Genomic DNA, 21,924 nt, shown 5'->3' with positions numbered 1-21,924 from the left:
ACCCTCGCCCAAAAGGCGGTAACTCGGGTGCACGATTTCTAACCCGTGCTGACCAGACCGCGGCATACCGTAAACACGAATCACAGCGCCTTTTACAAACTGCGCCACCTGCGCTGCACGAAAATGGAAGAACCGCAGCGTAAGCGAGCGCAAAGCCTCATCCGCGATCACCACCTTCAGCATCGGGCGGCCGCGAAAACTACGCTCCACTGCCTGCACGCGCCCTTCCACTTGCGCCGCCTGACCTGTGCGCAGCTGCGCCAATGGCGTCAGAACGGTGCGGTCCTCATAGCTGCGCGGCAGGTGGAGCCAGAGATCCTGCAGGGTCATCAAACCCCGCGCCGCAAGTTTTTCTCGCAGTGCAGGGCCTACGCCGGTTAAGGCGGAAATAGGGGTTTGTGCCGCCGGGATGGCAGAAAAAGAAGCAGCCGACATTGCATTAGGATGCCGACTGCTTCCGTTTTACGCCAGCGCTAACGGGAAATTAGAAGCGGTACTGCACTTCCAAACCGTATTCTCGCGGTGCCGAGAGCGAAGCACCCAGCGTGCCGAAGACCGTTGTACCGTATTGCCGTAGCCCCGTGACATAGCGGTTGTCGAACACGTTATTTGCATAGGCCGCAATACTCCAGAACTCCTGTGGTGAACGCCATTGCAGGAATAGATCGGTGCGATTGCTGGCGTTACCAACGCGGAAGGCAGAATACGAAGCACAATTACCCTGCCCCGACGAGGCCGCATTACAGCGCTGCGCACCGCGATAACCATGCCGCACCGATGCCAGCATGCTGCCTGAACTTGCTAGATCAAAGCGGTAGCTGCCGCCCACCGAATACGACAGACGCGGCTCGCCGGTGGGTGCGCCGGTTAGGTTCAAGCCTTCCGGCGTTACATATTGATCATAGGTGGAATTGATCCACCCAAGATTGAAGTCAAACGACAGGCCTTTTGCGGGCTGCCAGCGCGCACTGAACTCTGCACCCGTGGCTTTCAGATCGCTAACATTGGTGACATAACGCGGCACCGACGTGGTTTGATCCAACCAAATCGCTTGACGATTGTCGTATTTGTAGTGGTACAGCGAAGCCTCGTATTCGAAGCGGCCACCGGCAAGCGATTGCTTGATACCCGTCTCCAAGTTCCACACATCTTCATTTTCAAAATGTGCGCCGGGCGAGAACGCGTTATAGCCGCCAGCTTTATAGCCCTTGGCCAAGGACGCAAACACCATGGTGTTGTCGTTGACGTGATAGTCCACCACGAAGCGCGGGCTGAAGTCTCCCCAGCTATTGCTGGCGCGATTGGTGATGCCTTTATTCGCCATCGAAACCGGGTCAGAAAAGGCCAGATCAAACCCCGCCAAGAACTGCGCATCCAGCGGCATCCCCGCCGCCGCACCCACAGCGGCCAAGATTCCCGCCTGATCCAATACCTGCAGTGCTTGATTCAACGCATCCGCACGATGATACGTATTGAACCAAGTAAACTTCTTCTCATCGCGGGTGTAGCGCAAGCCAAAGGTGAGGTTCAACTTGTCGTTGACATGCCAGATCACGTCACCAAACGCCGCATACGACGTCGCCTTCAGCGTGTTGTCATAAGACTCTTGCCAGGTCTGCCCGAGTAATTGCACGGGCACACCGTATTGATCGGCTACCGATTGCAGCACGCTAAACAGCGGCACGCCCAGCGCGTACATTGCCGCGGTATCGACGCTACTGCTATTGAGATCCACCACACTCGACTGCTTCGCATCTTCTTGATACCAGCTGGCACCGGCTACCCAGTCGAGGCGGTCGGTGGAACCACTGAACTTGAATTCCTGATACCACGATTTATTGCGTTCAATATTATTGGTATCAATATACAAACGCTGCAGATTGGTGCCGTCTTCCTCTGCCAAATTCCACGTATCGTAGCGATGCATGGCGGTGGTTGAGGTGAGATGCCCCCACTCAAAATCGTGATCGATGCGCAGCGTACCGCCGTCGTAGTTACGGGTTTCATCGTTCCCCACAACGTCGGTCACCGCCGCCTGTTTGAACGGATCGAGATAGTGCGCCGGGTTGACCGGATACTCAGGCAGCCCCGTGAGCGGATCGATGGCGACAAGGCTCACCATGGGCCGCGAGCGCTGGTTCAGTTTCTCGTGATCCCACGACACTAAGGCGCGGGTGTTCTCACCAAGATTCCAGCTCAGTGCCATCCGCACGGCATCGTTACGGCCATCGTCGAGTGGCTTCCCGGTAACACCATCACGCATATAGCCATCGGTTTGTTCGTGCATGGCATTGATGCGTAGCGCCACGTTCTCGCTCACGGGAACATTGAACATGCCGTCGAAGTGACGCTTGCCGTGGCTGCCGCCGCGCACGCGCGCACGCGTTTCAAACTCACTCCCTGGCAAACGCGTAATGATCGAAATCGCACCCGCTGCGGTATTGCGCCCAAACAGGGTACCCTGCGGCCCCTTCAACACTTCGATACGTTCGACGTCCAAGAACGGCAGCACCGTGCCGCCGCCGCGTCCGGCATAGACGCCGTCCACATACACACCCACCGTGGAATCGGTGCCAATACCAATATCGTCGGTACTTAGTCCGCGCAGGCTGAATCTTGGCTGGGTGGCCTGCGTTTCATCCACTTGCAGACCTGGTACAAAGCTATCAAGATCGCCAATGGTGGTGGCCGCCGTGGTTTCAATGACGCTTGCATCCATCACTTGCAGCGCGATTGGCACGTCTTGTAATTCCTGCTCGCGGCTCTGCGCCGTCACCACGATCTTATCGAGTTCAACCGCGTCTTTTTTTGCCTGCGGCGTGTCTTGCGCCTGCACTGAGAGCGCCGTTGAACTTAGCAGTGCGACCAGAAGCGCTTTTTGAATTCCGCTCGCCAACTGATTGTGTTGCATCTTGTTATCCCCTTCTTATTACGACCGGCCAATGGCTGTGTTTGCATCATGAAGTTATTTATCACACTGCTGCTGCGGCATTGCGGCGATCCAATCGCGGATTAACTGCACACCTTCCTTATGTACCACGCTGCGCCCAAGTTCCGGCATCATCACCCCTGGGTCTTTGCTCTCCATGCGATACACCACGATAGAGTCATCGGGTTTCCCTGGGGCAATATCCCAAGGCCGGTTTCCCGTCCCCTGCCCCGCAGCAATGGGTAATTTGCACTGCCCAAGCCGCGCCAATTCTTGCGTCGCGGCATCAAGCCACATCCCCGACGTGCGTGCTGCGCCTTTCTGGCTATGGCAGTGCCCGCAGTTGATATCGAGATACGAGCGCGCCCTTGCTTCCAGCGATGCATTTGGGTCATTCCACGCCGGGTTTTTGGGCAAATCACCCGCAGGCACACCGGAGAGGTAACCTATTTTTTGCCAGCGTGCGAGCTGGTTCTCTCGCCCATCGACGTACTCGTAATCATGATTGAGATGGCGCACCTTGGGGCCAATGGGATCTACGTCCTTCGACTTCAAATCCACGCTATGGCAGCCCGCGCATTGATTATCGTCTGGCACCATGTAGTTCGCCTGTTCGCGGCGTCCGTCTTCTCCCACTAATGTAAGCGGCACGATCTCCCCACCGCGCATCAGTTTGGCTTCCGTTTGCTCGGCATTCCAGACATAGGGCAAGGTCACCCAGCCATGTTCACGACGCACCAGTAGCCGCGTTTCCACCAAGCGCACTTGATCAAGTGCAAGGCCATCCCCCGTTGCTCCAAGCGCCGCATCTTCTGAACGCAGCACTGTTGCTCCGTCACCACGCCCAGATTTTGTTAACGGGAAATAAAACGTCTTGCTGATGATCGTGCCAACCGGGAACTCCAGCGCTTCGTACTCTCGGTAGCGCGCTGCTTTCTTTTCAGGCATCCATACCGTGCGTAGCTTGTGCGCGTAGTCGGAGAACAAAGGCGTGTCGAGATCGTAAGGCAATACGCCTGTATTGAGGTTGAGCTTGCCGTTGCTCAGATAAAGCACATTCCAGTCGGATAATTTTTCCGGCATGCCCTCAGCAAAGAAATGCACCGGCGCAGGTGCCTGCATACGCGTACAAGAGCCTAGCGATAGGGCAAGCGCCGCGGCCAGAAAAAGTGTACGAAACCGCATCATTCAACCCCGCTTCAAATCGACCACTGGCAACGCCGGCAGCGTGCAATCAAACGGCTTGGCGTCTTTGCTTGGGTGCTTATAGCCGCCCGGCCCATCGGCATTGGCTACGCCCGATACGCCTTGAAAACACAGCTGCGGCCCTTGCTTGCGCTGCGGGTTCACATAGCCATCAAACAGCACGTCTGGAAAACTTCCAGTAAGCCCATACAGCGCCACTTTCAAGGCTTTGAACTCCAGCCGATCTGGCGACCCGCCGCCACCCGACAGGCGGTTATCGTGCACGTAAATGCCTTCTGGGTAGGGGTCAAAATCGTTCGACGTTTCGCGGTCTTTATAACCCGTTGAAAACAGACTCGAGATGATGATATTCGCCGTGTTGTTGTCGGCGATCTCGTTATCAAAAATTTCGATATTGTCATTGGAGTTCACTACCACGCCACTCCCCGCAGGCACGCTGGCAACAGGCGTACCTTCTGCACCAAAGTTGGCCAAATTATTGGCGATCACTTTATTTTTGAATACGCGGATCGCGTCACCTTGCTGGGTGAGTGCGGGCATGTTGAACACCAAAATTCCACCGGTATTGCCCGTGGCGACATTGTCATATACGTCGGCATTGATCGTATTTTCAATTTCGATCCCCGCCACATTGCGTTCGGCGCGGCTGTTACGCACGATCACATCGCGCGACTGCCCCACATAAATCCCCGAATCCGACGCACCAATGGCCACAGAATGTTCGATCAAGACGTTCTGACACAGCACCGGATACAGACCGTAGCCGCCGTTGCTGGTTTTAGGCCCACCCGTCCATTCCACGCGCACGCCGCGCACGGTAACGCGCTTGCACTGGCTAATTTTGAAACCATCACCTTTACTGTCTTCAATCGCCAAGTTTTCTAAGGTGAAGTCATCGGCATTGACCAGCAACCCTTCCGCCCCAGCCTTTTGGCCTTTGAAGCTCAAAATGGTTTTATCCATCCCCTGCCCGCGCAAGGTGATGTTATCGACGCGCAAATTGAGGCTGCGGTCAAAATGGAATGTCCCTGCTGGGATCTCGATCACATCGCCGGGCTTAGCGTCTAACAGTTTTGTGCGCAAAGCGTTTGCCGCATCGGTATCTATCGCCGACGGTGCCGTGGCCGGGGCCTCGCTTTTTCCGCAGCCTACCGCCAACAGCAGCATTCCCACCCACAACGAACAGCGAAGTACGCGCATTCCTGCCTCCCCAAGGCGAAATTTTTTTCAGTGTGTGACTATCTGCATTGGCCTGCATAGGGGCCATTCGCCATAGAATGGGGGTGAAACGGACATTACGCCACTTTATGCCTCCGCGCCCGCGCCGCCTCGACCAACGCCTACCCAGCAGCAACCACTTCCACGGCAATATCGTGGCCGCACTGGTGCAACGGGCGGCCGAGCTCAACGTCGATAGCGCGATCTGGTTTAACGGCCTACGCATGACCAATCGTGCGTTTGTCGCCAACACCGCGCCGCCCACGCTCTCGCACCAAGAGGTGATCTTGCTGCTGCATCGCGCGCTGGCCGCCCTGCCCGGCGAGGGCCACGGGCTGGAGCTGGGGAGCCGTCAGTCGCTCGCCGACTTTGGCGTCCTCGGCCTCGCCATGCTGGCCGCACCTACGTTTGGTGAAGCACTGCGTACTGGCATTCGCTTCGCGCCAATTTCTGGCGCCATGCTAAGCCTTGCACTAGACACCGACCCCGCTGGAGCCGCGCTCACCTTCGAAATGCACAGTGACCAGCCGTCGCTTGAGCCTTATCTCTGTGAAGAATTTTTATCCAGCAGCCTCAACCTCTGCCGCGCCATGCTCGGGCCCGGGTTCAAACCTGAGCGTATTGAATTGCGCTACCCCGCACCGCGCTATTCCGAGCGTTACCAGCAGCTGCTGGGTGGTAGTGTTTTGTTTGGCTGCGCCGACAATCGGCTTGTGCTTGCCCAGCACTGGCTGGATGCGCCTATGCCTGCCGCCAACCCCGCCGCCGCACGTCAGCTGAAAAATCTCTGCGATCAACAAATGCCACCCGGGCAAGGCGAGCGCATCGCCAGCACGATCGAGCAGCGCCTTGCGCTGGACACCTCGCACGCCCCCGCGCTTGGCGAGCTGGCCCGCGAGCTGCATATGACCGAACGCACCCTGCGCCGCCAGCTGCAGGCCGAACACACCAGCTACCGCGCACTGCTCGATCGCGTGCGCGAACGCAACGCGCGCCGTTTATTGTTTGAACGCGAGCTCACACTTACGCAAATTGCGAGTGCGGTGGGCTTTGCCGATGTGCGCGATTTTCGCCGCGCGTTCAAGCGCTGGACCGGCCACCTTCCTCGCGAGCTGCGCCACACGGGCGCAGCCGATACCGCACAGTCGCCGTTACGCTAGCACCATCACAGCGTCCACTTCGAACGCCACGCCTTTCGGTAGCGCCGACACTTCGATCGTCGAGCGCGCCGGATAGGGCTTGGCGAAGTATTCACCCATCACCGTATTGACCGCACCAAACTGCGATAGATCAGTGAGGTAAAGCCCCACGCGCACGATGTCGTCCATGCTGCCGCCTGCGGCTTCGCACACGGCCTTCAAATTATCGAACGCGCGGCGCGCCTGTGCTTCGATATCACCCGCACCCACCACATCACCTGTTGCCGGATCCAGCGGAATTTGGCCGCTGAAGTACACGGTATTACCCGCGCGCGTGGCCTGCGAGTAAGGGCCAATGGCAGCAGGAGCATGGTCGGTATGAATAGCGGTACGGGGCATGGGGATTCCAGTGCAGTTGGAAGAAGCCCCATTCTACGGCGCGCACGCAGCGCCGTCAGCAGCGCTGGATAGACTGCACCGCGTGTAAACGGCGTACGCCGCGAATCACCTCAGCAAGATGGTGATCATCGGTCACATCGATCGCAAAGCGCAGCACCGCGATATTGCTATCTCGCTCGAGGTATTCCACGCGTTCGATATTGGATTCGGCATTGGCAATCGCCGCTGCGATCTGCGCCAGCACACCGGGACGATTTTCTGCTTCGATGCGCACCGCCACGTTGAAATCGCCCGAGACTTCGCGGTCCCAGCCAATCGGCACCCAGCGTTCGGGTGATTTGCGGTATTCGGCCACATTCGGGCATTCCATGCGGTGCACGACAATCCCCTTGCCCGCCGTGTGGTAGCCCATGATCTCATCGCGTGGAATGGGCATGCAGCACTGTGCAAAGCTAATCACGCCGCGCTCGTGCCCGGTAATCAGCATGCGCTCTTGCGGTGCGCGTAGCGCGGTGGCCCCCGGCGCGTGGCTACGCTGCGCCAACGTCACCGCCACCTGCGCAGGCATGCGGTTACCCAGCGCAATATCTGCCAGCAATTCTTCAAGACGGCTATAGCGATTTTCAGCCAGATACGCGTCCACCCGCTCCATTGGCACACGGTCAAGCGCGGTACCCTGCGCGCCTAATGCGCGGTCGAGCATGTAATGCCCAAGCTGCACCGCGTCTTCGTGCTCCAACTGCTTGAGCTGCTGGCGAATCGCTGTGCGCGCTTTGCTGGTCACCACAAATTCTAGCCACTGCGACGACGGTGCCGCCGCCTTGGCGGTAATGATTTCAACCGTCTGCCCGCTCACCAGTTTGGAGCGCAGCGGTGCAAGCTTTTTATCCACCCGCGCAGTCACCGCGTGATTACCCACATCGGTATGCACGGCGTAAGCGAAGTCGAGCACGGTGGAATTGCGCGGCAGCGACAAAATATCGCCCTTGGGTGAGAACAGATACACCTCATCCGGGAACAAATCGACTTTGACGTTTTCCAAAAACTCCAACGACGACCCGGTGGCGCGCTGGCTTTCCACCAGATTCGCGATCCACGCCGCGGCACGGCTTTGCGCGCTATTGCCGCCGCCGTCGGCACCGATCTTGTAGGCCCAATGCGCGGCCACACCGCGCTCGGCGATCAGGTCCATTTCACGGGTGCGAATCTGCACCTCGATGGGCGAGCCATACGGCCCGAATAGCACGGTATGCAGTGACTGATAACCGTTAGCTTTCGGGATCGCAATAAAATCGCGGAACCGCCCATCGAGTGGCTTATAGGCCGCGTGCACCACGCCGAGTGCGTGATAACAGTCGGCCACGGAATCGACCACCACACGAAAGCCAAACACGTCCATGACCTGCGCAAACGTGCGGCCATCGGCGTGCATCTTGGTATAGACGCTCCACGGTGTTTTGATGCGCCCAACCAAGCGATGATCGAGCTTTTCCATTGCCAACCGCTGCGCCAGCCGCGCTTCAATTTGCGCCAGTGCTTCGCGCCGTACCAGCGGTGCGCTGCGGATGCGCTTGGAAATCACCGCGTGCCGCCACGGATGCAAGGCCTGAAAGCCAAGGTCTTGCAGCTCGGCCTTGATCAAGTTCATGCCCAAGCGCTGCGCGATGGGAGCGTAGATTTCCAGTGTTTCAACGGCGATTCGGCGCCGTGCATCGTGCGACTTGGCCCCTAGCGTGCGCATATTGTGCAGACGGTCGGCCAATTTGATCAGCACCACGCGCAAATCACGCGACATCGCCAGCAGCATTTTGCGGAAACTTTCCGCCGCGGCTTCTTGCCGGTCGGCAAAGCGCAGCTTGTCTAGTTTAGTGACGCCATCAACAAGATCGGCCACCGTTTCCCCAAACTGCTCGGCCACATCGGCGCGGGTCAGCGGCGTGTCTTCAATCGTATCGTGCAAGATCGCCGCGATCAGGGTTTCAATATCCAAGCCCTGCTCGGCCAGCACCTGCGCCACCGCCACCGGGTGGGTGATATACGGCTCGCCGGACTTGCGCGTTTGCCCTTCATGCGCCTTGGCGCCTACCACCCAGGCGTGCCGCAGACGCAGCCGCTGCGCATCGTTAAGGTAGTACGCCGCACGCTCCAGCGCCTGCACATAGGGCGGCACCGCGCCCATATTAGGGGCGGTTTCGACCGATGCGGGCGTGGAATCATTTGCAGTCATATGCTGAGCCTAACCTTGCGGCGACATAGCCGCAAACGGTTGCCAAAAAAATCGGCCCCAATGGGGCCGATTCTTCATATCAAGTGCTGAAAAACGCCTCAATCGTCGCCTTTCATGTCGTCTTCGGCAGCCACCACTTCGGCAGCAGCCCATTCCAGCGCCTCGCGCTCTTTACGCTCGCGCTCGGACTTCTCAACGGCGTCGATGAAGTCGGTATTGATGGCGCGGGCAGCAATTTCGCGCAGCGCAAGCACGGTGGGCTTGTCGTTGGCTTCGCTATTGTCGAGCTTGGGCTCGACGTTATTGGCCAGCTGACGCGCGCGTTTGGCCGCCATCAGCACGAGTTCGAAGCGGTTATCCACCACTTGCAGGCAGTCTTCAACGGTAATACGAGCCATATCTGTCCTGCGGCCAGCTAGCCGCGCATGCGTTCAAGGAACCGTGAAGTTTAGCGCAGAGCAAAGCCAACCGCAAGTTAGCCTTGCAAATCAACCGCTTACTTCGGCCCATCTAGTAGAGCGTGAAGCAATTCTGGGCGGCGGGCCTGCTGGTACTCGCGGCGTAAACGGCTGGCCGTGAAGATGCTGCACATTTCCGTTACTGCCGTTTCAAACACTTCATTGACGATGACGTAATCAAACTCACCATAGTGGCTCATCTCTTCACGCGCCGCCGCCAAACGCCGCTGAATCACGGCCTCCGTGTCCTGCCCACGCTTACGCATGCGCTCTTCCAGTGCGGCACGTGAGGGCGGCAAAATAAATACGCTGATCGCGTCCGGCATTTTGGCGCGCACCTGGCGTGCGCCTTGCCAGTCGATCTCGAGCAGCACATCGCGCCCAGCCGCTAGAAACGGCTCCACCGACTGCCGCGCCGTGCCTTTCAGGTCGCCGTGCACCAGTGCGTGTTCGAAGAAATCACCATCCGCCACCATCGCTTCAAATGCTTGCGCAGATACGAAGTGGTAATGCTTGCCCTGCACTTCCCCCGGGCGCGGCGCGCGCGAGGTGAATGAAACCGACAGGCTGATATTGGCATCGCGCGCCAACACCGCATTGACGATGCTGGATTTCCCAGCGCCGGATGGCGCCGCCACGATGTAGAGAGTTCCGCGCATGCTCATTCGATATTCTGGATTTGTTCGCGAATTTGGTCGATCAGCACCTTTAACTCAACCGCCGCATTACTGGTGCGCGCATCCACCGATTTACTACCCAGCGTATTGGCCTCGCGGTTGAACTCTTGCAGCAGAAAATCCAAACGCCGCCCCACGGGCTCTTTACCGCCCTTCAAGATGCGCCGCAGCTCGGTCAAATGGCTGTCCAAACGGTCTAGCTCTTCATCCACATCGAGCTTTTGCAGCCAGATCACGAGCTCTTGTTCGAGCCGCCCTGGCTCGATCGGCTGCCCAAGATCAGCCAGTCGCGCTTCCAACTTTTGCCGCTGCCCGGTGCGAATCTGTGGCACCAACGTGCGCACCTCTGCCGCGATGTTGGCAATGGCCTCGGCGCGCTCGGCAATGACTGCAGCGAGCTTTCCGCCCTCACGCTCGCGCGCGGCGATAAAATCGTCCAGCACGGCATCGAGCAGCGCGAGCGCCTGCTGCTTCAGGGCTTCGCCATCCACCCCACGCGTTTGCAGCACACCGGGGAACTGCAGCACATCAGTAAACTGCACGCGCAGCTGCGGAAATTTGGCATCTAAGCCTGTTGCCAATGTACTTAAGCGCTCGATCAGCGCCTCATCCACCTGCAGCGCATCGCCGCCAGCCGCCGCGCGCAGGCGCAGCACAAGGTCGAGCTTGCCGCGCGACACTCTTGCCGCCACGCGCTCACGCAGCTGCGCTTCAAACGCGCGCAGTTCATCGGGGAGGCGCAAGCCCAGTTCTAAGAAACGGTGATTTACCGCGCGCAGCTCACCAGAAAGCGTTCCCCATTCGGTGGAGCGCTCGCCGGCGGCGAAAGCTGTCATGCTGCGGATCATGTGAAATCCAAAGCCCTCAAAGAGTGAATGGTAATCTAGCCGCCCTCTGATTGCAGAATCTTTCTTCGGAAGCCCCCACATGACCGTCTCTCGCCCCAGCGGCCGCACGCCCAATCAATTGCGCCCTGTTTCCCTGCAGCGCGGCTTTACCCGACACGCCGAAGGCTCGGTTTTGGTGAGTTTTGGCGACACCCGCGTACTGTGCACCGCCAGCGTGGACAACAAGGTTCCCGCGTTTTTGCGCGGCAAAGGCGAAGGCTGGGTGACCGCCGAATACGGCATGCTGCCGCGCGCCACCCACACCCGTTCCGACCGCGAAGCCGCACGCGGCAAACAGGGCGGCCGCACCTTGGAGATTCAGCGTCTCATTGGCCGCAGCCTGCGCGCCTGCGTGGATCGCAGCCTCTTGGGTGAACGCACGATCACCCTAGACTGCGACGTACTGCAGGCCGACGGCGGCACCCGCACGGCAGCCATTACCGGCGCTTACGTGGCGCTGGTGGATGCGATCAACAACCTCATGAAGAAAGGCGACATCAAACGCAACCCCGTCTTTGGCGCGGTTTCTGCCATTTCCGTTGGCATCTATCGCGGCGTTCCGGTACTCGATTTGGATTACGCCGAAGACAGCGACTGCGACACCGATATGAATGTGGTGATGAACGACGGCGGCGGTTTTATCGAGCTACAAGGCACCGCCGAGGGCCATGCCTTCCGCCGCGATGAGTTGGACGCGCTGCTGGCGTTGGCTGAGCAAGGCTGCGCGGAACTGTTTGCGGCGCAACAGGTCGCACTTGCGGTCTAACGCGCCACGGGGCACACGATGGAACTTGTAATTGCGTCCTCCAATACCGGCAAGCTCGCCGAGCTACGCGCGCTTCTCGGTGATGGGTTCATTCTGCGCACCCAGTCGGAACTTGGTGTGCAGGATGCCGAAGAAACCGGCGCCACGTTTATTGAAAACGCCATTTTGAAAGCAAGACACGCCAGCCGCTGCACGGGGCTGCCCGCACTCGCCGACGATTCGGGGTTGTGTGTCGATGCGCTCAATGGCGCGCCAGGCTTATATTCGGCCCGCTACGCGGGGCAGCACGGTGATCATCAGGCCAATATCGATAAGCTGTTACATGAACTGCGCGATACGCCCGATGCCGCACGCAGCGCGCGCTTTGTCTGCGTTATTGCATTGCTACATCACGCCGATGATCCACTACCGTTGGTTGCGCAAGGTACGTGGGAAGGCCGCATTTTGCATGCCCGCAGCGGCGATGGCGGCTTCGGCTATGACCCTGTGTTTTACTCACCTACGCATGGCTGCAGCGCGGCCGAACTTGCGCCTGCAGTCAAAAACCGCGACAGCCACCGGGGCCGTGCGCTGGCCCAACTAAAAACGCTACTTGCCAGCGGCTAAGCGCCGATATAACCCATCTAACGCGGCAACATGCGCGCTTAATGCATCGATACTTTGATCGTTAACCAACACATCGTCGGCAATTGCAAGCCGCTGTTGGCGTGTTGCCTGCGCGGCTAGCATCTTGCGCGCGAGCGTTTCATCAATACCATCTCGCTGCAATAGCCGCATCAGCTGGAGTTCTGCGGCAACATCCACCAACAAAATGCGCTGTAGCCACGGGTAACGGGCGCGCCCACCTTCTGCCAACAAAGGGATCGACGCGATGGCATACGGGCCGCTCGCGGCGCGACAAGCCTGCTCAAGCAAAGCATGCACGCGCGGGTGCACGATCAGCTCGAGCTGTTTTCTTGCCGCATCGTCGGCAAAAATGTGCTGTCGCATCGCTGCGCGGTCTAGGCTACCGTCGGCGGCCAGCACGCCCGCACCAAAGGCCGCAACCACCTCTGCCAGCCCATCACTACCCACGGCCACAGCCTCGCGCGCGGCGTGGTCGGCATCGGCCACCACCACGCCCAAGCGCTGAAAACAGGCTTCCACCGTAGTTTTGCCAGAGGCTACGCCCCCTGTGAGACCCACAATGTATGCGCTCATGGGCTGATTATGCCGCCTCATGCACCCAGTGCTGCGCGCCGCAGCAGTTCGGCAACCACCGGGAGATCCGCTGGCGGCATCGCATAGCCTGAAAGTTTATGCAGCGGCACCCATACCAGCGCCTGCCCTTCTAGCCCGCGCGGCTGGCCCGTGAAGCGCACTTCACGCACATCGAGCAGCAGGTGTTTGCTAGGCATTTGCATTGGCACGCACATCACCGGCGCGCCAACCACCGCGTCAACACCTAGCTCTTCGGCAAGCTCGCGCACCAGCGCCGCTTCCGGCGCTTCGCCGGGCTCAACCTTGCCGCCGGGAAACTCCCAAAGCCCCGCCAAATCGCGCCCTTCGGTGCGCCGCGCCAGCAAAATCCGGCCCAGCGCATCGCGCATTACCGCCGCCACAACGTGAATTTGTTTCATAGTGCGACGGCGGCCATGGCGTGATTAAGCGAGCTGCCCGTGGCAGTGCTTGAACTTCTTACCGCTGCTGCAGGGGCAAGGGTCATTCCGACCAACGTTAGCGAACGCCGCCTGCACTTCTGCTGCCTCTTCGTCGGCGCCCATCCCGCCACTACCCGCGTGCTGGAACTGCATGGCTTTCGATGCGATATCCGCGCGTGCACGCTCCTGTGCTTCGGCCTGCGCCACTTCTTCTTCGCTGCGAATGCGGATACGCGCCAGCAGCGAAGTCACTTCGCGCTTGACCTTTTCCAGCAGCTCGGAGAACAGCTCGAAGGCTTCCTTCTTGTATTCCTGCTTCGGCTGCTTTTGCGCATAGCCGCGCAGGTGGATGCCTTGGCGCAGGTAATCCATGCGCGCCAAATGCTCTTTCCAGTTTTGGTCGAGCACGTTCAGCATGACGTGCTTTTCCAGCATGCGCATGGTGTCGCTACCCACCTGTTCTTCTTTGCTCGCAAACAGCGCGTCCACGGCTTCCACAACCTTGCCGCGAATTTGTAGCGCGTCCAGTTCGGACTCTTGCTTATGCAGGCCAACAAGATCCATCTGCACGCCAAACTGCTCCAAAAGCTCGGCTTCTAGCCCTTGCAGATCCCACTGTTCGTCGATGGAATCTGGCGGCACAAAGCGCTCCACCGTATCGGCCACCACGTCAAAGCGGATGCCATCCACATTGCCCTTGATGCTCTCGGCTTCCAGCAACTCGTTGCGCTGGCCGTAGATCACCTTACGCTGATCGTTATTGACGTCGTCAAAATCCAGCAAGTTTTTACGAATATCAAAGTTATGCGCTTCCACCTTGCGCTGCGCATTCGCAATTTGGCGCGTCACCATCGACGATTCGATGATGTCGTCTTCCTTCAAGCCCATGCGCTCCATCATGTTCTTCACCCAATCGGCGGCGAAGATGCGCATCAGATTATCTTCTAGCGACAGATAGAAACGGCTGGAACCCGGGTCACCCTGACGGCCCGAACGGCCGCGCAGCTGGTTATCGATACGGCGTGATTCGTGGCGCTCGGTACCGATGATATGCAGACCACCAGAGGCCTTCACTGCATCGTGGCGCTGCCGCCATTCGCTCTTCACGCGGTCAATTTCTGCGGGCGAAGCGCCCTCACCCAGCTCGGCGAGCTCTACTTCCAGCGATCCACCCAGCACAATGTCGGTACCACGGCCTGCCATATTGGTGGCGATGGTCACCGAACCCGGTCGGCCGGCCTGCGCCACGATGGTGGCTTCGCGTTCGTGCTGCTTGGCGTTCAGCACTTCGTGGTGAATCCCCGCCTCGCTAAGCGCATCGCCCAGCAGCTCCGACACTTCGATCGAGGTCGTGCCCACCAGCACCGGCTGGCCTTTCGCCACGCATTCTTTGATCTCTGCAATCACCGCGCGGTATTTGCCATTGCGGTTGAGGAAGACCAAGTCCGACATATCTTTACGAATCATCGGCTTATTGGTGGGAATGACCACCACTTCCAGCGCGTAAATGCTCTGGAATTCATAGGCTTCGGTGTCCGCCGTACCGGTCATGCCGGACAGCTTTTTGTACATGCGGAACAGGTTCTGGAAGGTGACCGAGGCCAGCGTCTGGTTTTCACGCTGCACCTGCACGCCTTCTTTGGCTTCGACCGCTTGGTGCAGACCGTCCGACCAGCGCCGGCCCGGCAGGGTGCGCCCGGTGAACTCGTCAACGATGATGACTTCGCCATCGCGCACGATGTAGTCCACATCACGCTGATAGATCGCATGCGCGCGCAGCGCCGCGTTGAGGTGATGCACGACATGGATATTTTGCGCGGCGTACAGGCTTTCTTCGGCGCCCAATACGCCTACTTTGCGGAGCAGTTCCTCTGCATGTACTTGCCCGTCTTCGGACATATGCACTTGCTTTTGCTTTTCATCCACCCAGAAATCACCTTCGCCTTCTTCGGTCTCTTGCCGTGTCAGCGAAGGTACGATCTCATTCACGCGCAGATACAGCTCCGGCGATTCATCGGCCGGGCCAGAAATGATCAGCGGGGTGCGCGCTTCGTCGATCAAGATCGAGTCCACTTCGTCCACGATGCCGAAGTTCAGGCCACGCTGGAACCGGTCTTCTTTGGCCAGCGCCATATTGTCGCGCAGGTAGTCGAAACCAAATTCGTTATTGGTGCCGTAGGTGATGTCGCAGGCGTAGGCCGGACCTTTTTCGGAGTGGTTCATCCCCGGATAGATCACGCCAACGGAAAGCCCCAGCCAGTTGTAGAGCTTGCCCATTTGCGCCGAGTCGCGGCGGGCGAGGTAGTCGTTCACGGTAACAACGTGCACGCCTTTACCTTCCAGCGCGTTCAAATACACGGCACTGGTGGCGGTAAGCGTTTTACCTTCACCGGTGCGCATTTCGGCGATCTTGCCGTGGTGCAGCACCATGCCGCCGATCAGCTGCACGTCGAAGTGGCGCATGCCAAACACACGCACAGACGCCTCACGGCATACGGCAAAGGCTTCGGGGAGCAACTTATCCAGCGTTTCGCCCTTGCCGATGCGTTCACGGAACTCATTGGTTTTCGCCTGCAGCGCTTCATCCGAAAGCGCCTGCATGCTGGGCTCTAACGCGTTGATCTTTTTAACAACGCTGGTGTACTGCTTGAGCAGACGCTCGTTACGGCTGCCAAAAACTGCGGTGAGCAAACTGTTTAACATCGGGTGGAATCCCTTGCGGATGCGCGCCTAGGCGCAGCATCGAAAAAAACGGACAACGAACGGCCCAGCGCAATCGCCAGGAACCGCCTAGTTTAGCGGGTGGTGGCCCCGCGCGTGCGCGGGCCGAGGCTTAGCCGATGAGCGGCCCGTGCCGCGAAAGTGCTTGATGATGACCAAACACAAGGCGCGGCGCAGTAAATACGCCCGCCTGCAATGACGCCAAGGGCCGCGCACTGCCTACCGTAGCGGTGACGGACGCGGCACCGCTACGGGTAGCCGCAGCCTCCGATTGCAGGGCCAAAAAGGCGCGTTCGGGTGCAGGTGATGCCTCTATGTGCTCGCCAATGGCCGTAACGGGGACGGCTTCACAAAGACTCGCGCTGACTTCGATCTGTACCAGCGCAATGACGTGGCGCACGGCTGTACCGCACAGCATCCCCGCCCCAAGCAACAGCGCCAGCGCCGCCCACGAGCGACACAGCAGCCATTCATGGGTACGCCCCGCCTGCACCATTAGGCGCTTGCTGGTAGGGTGTACGCTGTTGGTTTCGGTTACGCGCATGTCTGGTTCACGATCCACATCTGCCAAGGATGCCACGCCTTTGGGTCCGCGTGCAGCCCTTGACGCCCTGTTTTCGGGTGAAAACGGCCATTTATTGCGCCGTGCGCAGTGGTTGGCGAGCATCGATCAGCTGCTGCGGCCGTATCTTGCGCCTGAATTGGCCGCGCACACGCGGCTGGCCAATGTACACAACGGCCGTCTTCACTATGTGGCCGATGCGCCTATTTGGAATAGCAAATTGCGGCTAAATGGCCCTACCCTCGTCGCCGCCGCGCAAAATCTTGGGCTGGATGTCAGCAGTTTGTCCGTGCGTACATCCACTGCGCTGGCAGCGCGCGCCCAGACCGCTGCGCCGCTTCCGTCGATGTCGGCCACGGCGCGTGCTGGGCTGGAAGCCACACTGGCCCTACTCCGCGCCAACGCGGATGAGGTCAGTGCGCCAGCAACGCTTCCCCGTAGTAGGCGGGGCTTTCGCTCGGGCTCTCCGGGAAGCTGACTTTCTCCCATGCTTGGGGGTTTGCTAGCAGCGCGCGCACCAGCACATTGTTCAGCGCATGGCCGGACTTATAACCCTCGTAAGCACCGATAATGGCGTGTCCAGCGAGATAGAGATCACCCACGGCATCGAGAATTTTGTGACGCACGAACTCGTCCACGTAACGCAGACCGTCTTCGTTGAGCACGCGAAATTCGTCTAACACGATCGCGTTATCCATCGAGCCACCAAGGCCCAGATTGCGCTCGCGCATGTATTCAAGGTCACGCATAAACCCGAAGGTACGAGCGCGACTGACTTCGCGGATGTAGTTACGCGTGGAAAAGTCCAGCGTGGCACGCGAGAGCGTTTCGGGAATGGCGGGGTGATTGAACTTCACCGTAAAGTCGAGCTTGAAGCCTTCAAACGGGGTGAATCGCGCGATTTTATCGCCATCGCGTACTTCCACCGGCTCCAAAATACGAATGAAACGCTTGGCGGCGTTTTGCTCAACGATTCCGCCCGATTCCAACAGGAACACGAAGGGGCCGGCCGAGCCATCCATAATCGGCACTTCGGGCGCGGTCAGTTCGACATAGACATTATCTACGCCAAGCCCAGCCAACGCCGACATCAGGTGTTCCACCGTCTGCACTTTTGCGCCGTCAAAACTCAGGCCCGTGCATAGTGTGGTTTCGCTGACCAAGGCGGCTTGCGCAGGCATTTCAACCGCTGGCTCTAAATCGGTACGGCGAAACACGATCCCCGTATCCACCGGCGCCGGACGCAGGGTCAAAAAGACCTTTTCACCGCTGTGAAGACCCACACCGGTGGCGCGAATGACATTTTTGAGGGTACGTTGACGAAGCATCCGTTCAGGTTATCACGCAGGTGGCTGAACCCAGCTGTAAGCATGGCGCAGCGCCGTGTTTCAGAATGTGAAAAAGCCCGCCGAAATGCTCCGGCGCGGCAAAGAGGCGCCGGGCTGGCCGCCCGGCACCAAAGAACATGGACATCATGACCACCGCCCACCTTGACCAAAGCCAAGATGGGCGTTTTGCCTTAATCGGCTTGACGACGCAGGAACGCCGGAATGTCCAAGTAGTCGTCCTTGGGCAGTTCCGCCGCCACCGGCGCAGCGTCGGTATTGCGGCGCAGAGCACTGACGAAGCTCGACGTCGGTGCCGACATGAAGCTATCGGCCACATCGTCGATCGGTAAGCCGGTGGTGCCGTCACGCTTCGCCTGCGTATTGATCAGCTGCACCTGCGGACGGCGCGGCGCCGACTGCTGCGCGGTGTCATAGCGCACGTCGTTGCGGCGGCTGTCGCCCTGCGGCTGACGCAGACCCACAGTCGCCGGGCTGAGACCGGTGGCGACCACGGTGACTTTCACTTCGTCTTGCAGCTGCGGATCCAGCGCGCAGCCGATCACCACAGTGGCGTCTTCAGACGCAAACTCGCTGACCACGCGGCCGATTTCGTCGAACTCCGACATGGTGAGGTCGGAACCGGAAGTGATATTCACCAGTACGCCATTGGCACCGGCCAGATCGACATCGTCCAGCAGCGGGTTGCGGATCGCCGCTTCGGCCGCCGCCTGGGCACGATCGTCGCCGCGTGCGATGCCGGTGCCCATCATGGCAAGCCCCATTTCGCTCATCACTGTGCGCACGTCGGCAAAGTCCACGTTGATGAGGCCCGGATGCACGATCAGATCGGCAATGCCTTGCACCGCGCCCAATAGTACGTCGTTGGCGGCGCGGAAGGCTTGGATCATGGTGGCATTGCGGCCGAGTACGGTGATCAACTTTTCGTTCGGAATGGTGATCAGCGAGTCGCAGTGCTGAGAGAGCTCTTCAATGCCCTTGGCTGCAACCTGCATGCGGCGACGGCCTTCAAATGGGAACGGCTTGGTCACCACCGCCACGGTCAAGATCCCCATTTCCTTCGCCAGCTGCGCCACCACCGGCGCAGCGCCAGTACCGGTGCCGCCGCCCATGCCGGCGGTGATGAACACCATATCCGCGCCCTGCAGCGCGCTCATAATCGCGTCGCGGTCTTCCAGTGCGGCCTGACGGCCAACTTCCGGGTTTGCACCAGCGCCGAGCCCCTTGGTGACGTTGCTCCCCAGCGTCAGCTGCTGGCTGGCGCTGCAATTTTTGATGGCTTGCGAGTCGGTATTGGCGGTGATGAATTCCACCCCATCGACGCTGCTGTTGAGCATATGCGCCACCGCATTGCCGCCGCCGCCGCCCACGCCAATGACTTTAATCACCGCGTTAGGTGCTAATTGTTGAACCAGTTCGAAATGTGCCATGTCCATGTCCTTTAATGTTTTTGTGAATTGATTAACCGTTAAAACTCACCGCGAAACCACTTAAAAAACTTCCCAACCGCGCCACCCACTTTCCCCATAGGCAATACTGGGCGCTTGGGGTTATCCATTTCTGCGCCCATCAGCAAGAGGCCAACCCCGGTGGCATGCACCGGGTTGCCTACCACCTCTCCCAATCCTGAAACATGTTGCGGAATGCCAATACGCACCGGCATTTGCAGCATCTCTTCGGCAAGCTCCACCACGCCTTCCATCTTCGCCGCGCCGCCGGTGAGCACCATGCCCGCGCGTACGCGCTGCTCGAAGCCAGAGCGGCGCAATTCGGCCTGCACCATTTCAAAAATTTCTTCGTACCGTGCCTGTACGGTTTGCGCCAAGGCGTGACGCGGCATTCGGCGCGGCGGACGATCCCCCACGCTTTCCACTTGAATGCTCTCTTCCGCGCGTGCTAATTGCATCAGCGCGCAGGCGTACTTCACTTTAATTTCTTCTGCATGCGGCGTGGGCGTGCGCAGCATATGGGCGATGTCTTCGGTGACCTTATCGCCCGCAATCGGAAGATTGGCCGTGTGGCAGATCGCGCCTTGGGTATAGACCGCGATATCGGTTGTTCCTGCCCCCATATCCACCAACACCACGCCGAGTTCGCGCTCGTCTGCGGTGAGTACGGCCTTGCTTGAGGCCAGCGACGAAAGCACCAATTCATCGACCTGCAAGCTGCAGCGCTGCACGCACTTCATGATGTTCTGCGCCGCCGACTGCGCGCAGGTCACAAGATGCGCGTGCACCTCCAAGCGCACGCCGGTCATCCCCACCGGGTTACGAATGCCTTCTTGCGAATTGTCCAGCACGTATTCGCGTGGGATCGCGTGCAAGATCCGCTGATCAGCGGGAATGGCCACGGCCTTGGCCGCTTCCAACACGCGATCCAGATCGCCGTGGGTCACTTCGCCATCGCGGATCGGCACGATGCCCGGCGAGTTCTGGCACTGAATATGGTTGCCCGAAATCGAGGCATACACGCTGCGTACTTCGCAGCCGGCCATTAGCTCGGCTTCTTCGACGGCGCGCTGGATCGACTCGACCGTCGAGTCGATATCCACCACCACACCGCGGCGCAGCCCACGCGATTCATGGGTGCCGATACCGATCACTTCAATCATTTCGCCAGGCGCGTATTCACCTACCAGCGCGGTGATTTTAGAGGTGCCGATATCGAGACCGACGATGAGGGATTTGTCGCCTTTTCGGTTCATGTACTGGAGCCATTTGTATTTGTTTGAACTTCAGCTTTTCCCCACGTCAGGGCAAAGCCATTCGTATAGCGCAAGTCCGCGCGCAGCACGCGGCGACTCGTGTCCTGCGCCAGCAACTGCGCCAACATCGGGGCAAAGCGTGCCAAGCGCTCATCTGGATCATCGCGCCCAAGCACAAGTTCAGTGCCATCGCGCAAGGTCATCGACCAGCTACCGCGCTTATCAATCATCACGCGCTGCACACCGCCAAACTTGGCCAGCTGATCTTGCGCTTGGTTATAGAGCGCCACGACCTCTTGTACCCGCGTTTCGGGGCCGCCGAGTAATGGAAGCCCTTCTGGCAACTTTAATTTCCCTGCCGGGAACAGATGCCCATGCTCAGAGAGCACTTGATGTTCACCCCAGCGCGCAAACGGACGGTATTCACGAATCTGCAGCTCCAGAATATCAGGCCAGTGTTTACGCACTTCGACCTGTTCCACCCAAGCGACGTGCTCGACTGCGTTTTGCACACCACTCAAATTGACGGCAAAAAACCCGCGCTTCGCCTGCGGCAACACCGCTGCCTGCAGCTGCGCACGATCCACCCGTTTAAGTTCACCCTGCACACGCAAAGTACGCAGCGGCCAGCGCTCGGCGCCGATCCAGCCTTCCACCACGGCCACGACCGGCAGCGCCACAAGCGTGACCGCAAGCAACCAGCCAAGGAGTCGCAGCGCTGCGTTCAAAGTGTCTGCTCCAAAATGCGCCAGCACAGCTCTTCAAACGACACCCCGAGCTGGCGTGCGGCCTTGGGGACCAACGAATGGCTAGTCATGCCCGGAGCGGTATTAACCTCAAGCAGATAGAGCTGGCCATTGGCGCGGCTGCGCATCACATCCACGCGTCCCCAGCCACTGGCACCTGCACTACGAAATGCTTCCAATGCTAGTGCGCGGATCGCAGTTTCTTCTTCGCCTTCTAAACCTGGGCACAGATACTGTGTATCGTCGGCCAAGTATTTTGCGTTGTAGTCGTACCACTCGCCCTTCGGCACGATGCGAAT

20 protein-coding genes and 2 pseudogenes are annotated in these 21,924 nt (G+C 59.2%); 4 read left to right on the top strand and 18 right to left on the bottom strand.

Features of this window, described 5'->3' with window-relative positions; genetic code table 11:
- The 4 genes from KUL77_RS07690 to KUL77_RS07675 form a co-directional block, all read right to left on the bottom strand.
- Positions 1-435, bottom strand: a 435-nt coding sequence (locus KUL77_RS07690; RefSeq protein ID WP_297145326.1) for an OB-fold nucleic acid binding domain-containing protein, incomplete at its 3' end; no start/stop codon positions are given.
- A 49-nt stretch (positions 436-484) separates the two neighbouring features.
- The gene (locus tag KUL77_RS07685) at positions 485-2,911 is read right to left on the bottom strand and encodes a TonB-dependent receptor (protein ID WP_297145323.1); all 2,427 of its coding nucleotides are present in this window, start codon (positions 2,909-2,911) and stop codon (positions 485-487) included.
- A 54-nt stretch (positions 2,912-2,965) separates the two neighbouring features.
- Positions 2,966-4,117 (bottom strand): SO2930 family diheme c-type cytochrome, encoded by a 1,152-nt coding sequence (locus KUL77_RS07680; protein ID WP_297145319.1) that lies wholly within the window; start codon positions 4,115-4,117, stop codon positions 2,966-2,968.
- Positions 4,118-5,335 carry a parallel beta-helix domain-containing protein gene (locus KUL77_RS07675; protein WP_297145316.1) on the bottom strand — a complete coding sequence of 406 codons (1,218 nt, stop codon included), beginning with the start codon at positions 5,333-5,335 and terminating at the stop codon, positions 4,118-4,120.
- An 83-nt stretch (positions 5,336-5,418) separates the two neighbouring features.
- Between KUL77_RS07675 and KUL77_RS07670 the strand changes: the two genes are divergently transcribed.
- Entirely contained in the window at positions 5,419-6,513 is a 1,095-nt protein-coding gene (locus KUL77_RS07670; RefSeq protein ID WP_297145313.1) for an AraC family transcriptional regulator, read from the top strand.
- Here KUL77_RS07670 and KUL77_RS07665 read toward each other — a convergent pair.
- The 5 genes from KUL77_RS07665 to KUL77_RS07645 form a co-directional block, all read right to left on the bottom strand.
- Positions 6,505-6,891, bottom strand: a complete 387-nt coding sequence (locus KUL77_RS07665) for a RidA family protein (protein WP_297145310.1) — start codon at positions 6,889-6,891, stop codon at positions 6,505-6,507. The two genes, KUL77_RS07670 and KUL77_RS07665, sit on opposite strands and share 9 nt — an antisense overlap.
- 55 nt (positions 6,892-6,946) lie before the next feature.
- On the bottom strand, positions 6,947-9,118 hold the full coding sequence (locus KUL77_RS07660) for a bifunctional (p)ppGpp synthetase/guanosine-3',5'-bis(diphosphate) 3'-pyrophosphohydrolase (protein WP_297145307.1): 2,172 nt from the start codon (positions 9,116-9,118) through the stop codon (positions 6,947-6,949).
- Positions 9,119-9,216: 98 nt separating this feature from the next.
- Positions 9,217-9,516, bottom strand: a complete 300-nt coding sequence (rpoZ, locus tag KUL77_RS07655) for a DNA-directed RNA polymerase subunit omega (protein WP_297145304.1) — start codon at positions 9,514-9,516, stop codon at positions 9,217-9,219.
- A gap of 98 nt (positions 9,517-9,614) precedes the next feature.
- Positions 9,615-10,235 carry a guanylate kinase gene (gmk, locus tag KUL77_RS07650; protein ID WP_297145301.1) on the bottom strand — a complete coding sequence of 207 codons (621 nt, stop codon included), beginning with the start codon at positions 10,233-10,235 and terminating at the stop codon, positions 9,615-9,617.
- Positions 10,236-10,237: 2 nt separating this feature from the next.
- Positions 10,238-11,101 carry a YicC/YloC family endoribonuclease gene (locus KUL77_RS07645; RefSeq protein WP_297145298.1) on the bottom strand — a complete coding sequence of 288 codons (864 nt, stop codon included), beginning with the start codon at positions 11,099-11,101 and terminating at the stop codon, positions 10,238-10,240.
- A 79-nt stretch (positions 11,102-11,180) separates the two neighbouring features.
- Between KUL77_RS07645 and rph the strand changes: the two genes are divergently transcribed.
- Positions 11,181-11,906, top strand: coding sequence for a ribonuclease PH (gene rph, locus KUL77_RS07640; protein WP_297145295.1), 726 nt, complete (start codon positions 11,181-11,183; stop codon positions 11,904-11,906).
- An 18-nt stretch (positions 11,907-11,924) separates the two neighbouring features.
- The gene (gene rdgB, locus KUL77_RS07635; protein WP_297145293.1) at positions 11,925-12,512 is read left to right on the top strand and encodes an RdgB/HAM1 family non-canonical purine NTP pyrophosphatase; all 588 of its coding nucleotides are present in this window, start codon (positions 11,925-11,927) and stop codon (positions 12,510-12,512) included.
- On the opposite strand, the gene coaE is transcribed toward rdgB, so the two are convergent.
- The 4 genes and pseudogenes from coaE to KUL77_RS07615 form a co-directional block, all read right to left on the bottom strand.
- Positions 12,495-13,106 (bottom strand): dephospho-CoA kinase, encoded by a 612-nt coding sequence (gene coaE, locus KUL77_RS07630; RefSeq protein WP_297145290.1) that lies wholly within the window; start codon positions 13,104-13,106, stop codon positions 12,495-12,497. The two genes, rdgB and coaE, sit on opposite strands and share 18 nt — an antisense overlap.
- A 50-nt stretch (positions 13,107-13,156) precedes the next feature.
- Positions 13,157-13,525: pseudogene (locus tag KUL77_RS07625) on the bottom strand (NUDIX domain-containing protein); the annotation flags it as partial.
- Positions 13,526-13,549: 24 nt separating this feature from the next.
- Positions 13,550-16,249 (bottom strand): preprotein translocase subunit SecA, encoded by a 2,700-nt coding sequence (secA, locus tag KUL77_RS07620; protein WP_297145287.1) that lies wholly within the window; start codon positions 16,247-16,249, stop codon positions 13,550-13,552.
- 130 nt (positions 16,250-16,379) lie between these two features.
- Positions 16,380-16,811, bottom strand: coding sequence for a hypothetical protein (locus tag KUL77_RS07615; RefSeq protein ID WP_297145285.1), 432 nt, complete (start codon positions 16,809-16,811; stop codon positions 16,380-16,382).
- Between KUL77_RS07615 and KUL77_RS07610 the strand changes: the two genes are divergently transcribed.
- Positions 16,810-17,307, top strand: coding sequence for a DciA family protein (locus KUL77_RS07610; RefSeq protein ID WP_297145282.1), 498 nt, complete (start codon positions 16,810-16,812; stop codon positions 17,305-17,307). The genes KUL77_RS07615 and KUL77_RS07610 overlap by 2 nt on opposite strands.
- On the opposite strand, the gene lpxC is transcribed toward KUL77_RS07610, so the two are convergent.
- The 5 genes and pseudogenes from lpxC to KUL77_RS07585 form a co-directional block, all read right to left on the bottom strand.
- A complete protein-coding gene (gene lpxC / locus KUL77_RS07605; protein ID WP_297145279.1) occupies positions 17,243-18,157 on the bottom strand; it encodes a UDP-3-O-acyl-N-acetylglucosamine deacetylase in 915 nt (304 codons plus the stop codon). The genes KUL77_RS07610 and lpxC overlap by 65 nt on opposite strands.
- Before the next feature lie 191 nt (positions 18,158-18,348).
- Positions 18,349-19,605, bottom strand: a complete 1,257-nt coding sequence (ftsZ, locus tag KUL77_RS07600; protein WP_297145277.1) for a cell division protein FtsZ — start codon at positions 19,603-19,605, stop codon at positions 18,349-18,351.
- Positions 19,606-19,643: 38 nt separating this feature from the next.
- Positions 19,644-20,879 carry a cell division protein FtsA gene (gene ftsA, locus KUL77_RS07595; RefSeq protein WP_297145275.1) on the bottom strand — a complete coding sequence of 412 codons (1,236 nt, stop codon included), beginning with the start codon at positions 20,877-20,879 and terminating at the stop codon, positions 19,644-19,646.
- Positions 20,876-21,607 carry a cell division protein FtsQ/DivIB gene (locus KUL77_RS07590; RefSeq protein ID WP_297145273.1) on the bottom strand — a complete coding sequence of 244 codons (732 nt, stop codon included), beginning with the start codon at positions 21,605-21,607 and terminating at the stop codon, positions 20,876-20,878. Before KUL77_RS07590 ends, ftsA begins: the two co-directional genes overlap by 4 nt.
- Positions 21,604-21,924 (bottom strand): annotated as a pseudogene (locus KUL77_RS07585) (D-alanine--D-alanine ligase); the annotation flags it as partial. The gene KUL77_RS07590 and the pseudogene KUL77_RS07585, both read right to left, overlap by 4 nt.

The sequence above is a fragment of the Thermomonas sp. genome (assembly GCF_019104945.1).
GTDB lineage: Bacteria > Pseudomonadota > Gammaproteobacteria > Xanthomonadales > Xanthomonadaceae > Thermomonas.
The sequence above is the reverse complement of the archived record's forward strand: the minus strand, read 5'-3'. Positions and strand labels throughout refer to the sequence as shown.

Bases quoted from the DNA above. Each gene is read 5' to 3' on its own strand.
- KUL77_RS07685 (WP_297145323.1), bottom strand. From the start codon at position 2,911: ATGCAACACAATCAGTTGGCGAGCGGAATTCAAAAAGCGCTTCTGGTC.
- KUL77_RS07680 (WP_297145319.1), bottom strand. From the start codon at position 4,117: ATGATGCGGTTTCGTACACTTTTTCTGGCCGCGGCGCTTGCCCTATCG.
- KUL77_RS07675 (WP_297145316.1), bottom strand. From the start codon at position 5,335: ATGCGCGTACTTCGCTGTTCGTTGTGGGTGGGAATGCTGCTGTTGGCG.
- KUL77_RS07665 (WP_297145310.1), bottom strand. From the start codon at position 6,891: ATGCCCCGTACCGCTATTCATACCGACCATGCTCCTGCTGCCATTGGC.
- KUL77_RS07660 (WP_297145307.1), bottom strand. From the start codon at position 9,118: ATGACTGCAAATGATTCCACGCCCGCATCGGTCGAAACCGCCCCTAAT.
- rpoZ (WP_297145304.1), bottom strand. From the start codon at position 9,516: ATGGCTCGTATTACCGTTGAAGACTGCCTGCAAGTGGTGGATAACCGC.
- gmk (WP_297145301.1), bottom strand. From the start codon at position 10,235: ATGCGCGGAACTCTCTACATCGTGGCGGCGCCATCCGGCGCTGGGAAA.
- KUL77_RS07645 (WP_297145298.1), bottom strand. From the start codon at position 11,101: ATGATCCGCAGCATGACAGCTTTCGCCGCCGGCGAGCGCTCCACCGAA.
- rph (WP_297145295.1), top strand. From the start codon at position 11,181: ATGACCGTCTCTCGCCCCAGCGGCCGCACGCCCAATCAATTGCGCCCT.
- rdgB (WP_297145293.1), top strand. From the start codon at position 11,925: ATGGAACTTGTAATTGCGTCCTCCAATACCGGCAAGCTCGCCGAGCTA.
- coaE (WP_297145290.1), bottom strand. From the start codon at position 13,106: ATGAGCGCATACATTGTGGGTCTCACAGGGGGCGTAGCCTCTGGCAAA.
- secA (WP_297145287.1), bottom strand. From the start codon at position 16,249: ATGTTAAACAGTTTGCTCACCGCAGTTTTTGGCAGCCGTAACGAGCGT.
- KUL77_RS07610 (WP_297145282.1), top strand. From the start codon at position 16,810: ATGTCTGGTTCACGATCCACATCTGCCAAGGATGCCACGCCTTTGGGT.
- KUL77_RS07615 (WP_297145285.1), bottom strand. From the start codon at position 16,811: ATGCGCGTAACCGAAACCAACAGCGTACACCCTACCAGCAAGCGCCTA.
- lpxC (WP_297145279.1), bottom strand. From the start codon at position 18,157: ATGCTTCGTCAACGTACCCTCAAAAATGTCATTCGCGCCACCGGTGTG.
- ftsZ (WP_297145277.1), bottom strand. From the start codon at position 19,605: ATGGCACATTTCGAACTGGTTCAACAATTAGCACCTAACGCGGTGATT.
- ftsA (WP_297145275.1), bottom strand. From the start codon at position 20,879: ATGAACCGAAAAGGCGACAAATCCCTCATCGTCGGTCTCGATATCGGC.